At 47.5% G+C, this 794-nt stretch carries 1 protein-coding gene; it reads right to left on the bottom strand.

The annotated features are described in order from the left end of the window. The coding region (locus tag KIV40_RS27150) for a GGDEF domain-containing protein (RefSeq protein ID WP_285352291.1) at positions 1-646 on the bottom strand (646 nt) is incomplete at its 3' end. Positions 647-794: the final 148 nt, after the last annotated feature.

Here is a 794-nt window from a genome sequence, read left to right as displayed (position 1 = left end):
GAGGGATGTTTTGGTTACGACAGGCGTGTGCGATCACAATGAACTCATCACCCCCAAAGCGACCTATCATGCAAGTATCATCTAGCAATTCTTTGAGCCTGATACCCACCTGTTTGAGTAGCTGATCACCGACATTGTGGCCATAGGTATCGTTGACCAGTTTGAAACCGTCTAGATCGAGAAACATCAGTTCGAATGGGGAGCGGTAATCAATACTAGTAACCAACAAGTTAGTGATACCACGGCGATTATAGAGTTCGGTTAGGCAGTCATGCTCGGCGTTGTACTTTGCTAGTAAAAGGCGTTCTTTTTGACGAGTAATGCAGGTCAGGTTAAGCAGTAATTGGCTCTTGTCGAACAACCACTTCCCCTGAACATCGAAGTAGTGGATCTTGCCACCTATCTTACAGCTGACTTCTTCAAGGAGCTCTTGCCCACGCATGGCAGAATACAACCAGAGGTCGACGGTCTCCTCGTTCCCGAGGAAGTCGATCAACTGATTGAAAGGGTTGCCGTAGTTTTGATAAAACGCTGTGTTCACGCTGACCACTGCGCCTGTTTTATCAAACAGTAAAGACAAATTAGAGCCGTCAGAACAAGCAAGGTCGTGCTTTAGGCTGTTCTCCTCAGCGACAACTTGAACCATCAAAACCTGGTGGAACTTCACCCCAAAACACATCGCCAAGCGTGCTTTGTGTCAGTTTTCAGGTATTCCCCTGCCTGATGGTCGTATCGGTATGTCGGTTCAAGACCTTCCGCCGCTGCGTGAGCGTGGTGAAGATGTTATTGAAATT

The organism is Vibrio sp. D173a, assembly GCF_030248475.1.
This window is presented reverse-complemented; position numbering and strand designations above follow the sequence as displayed.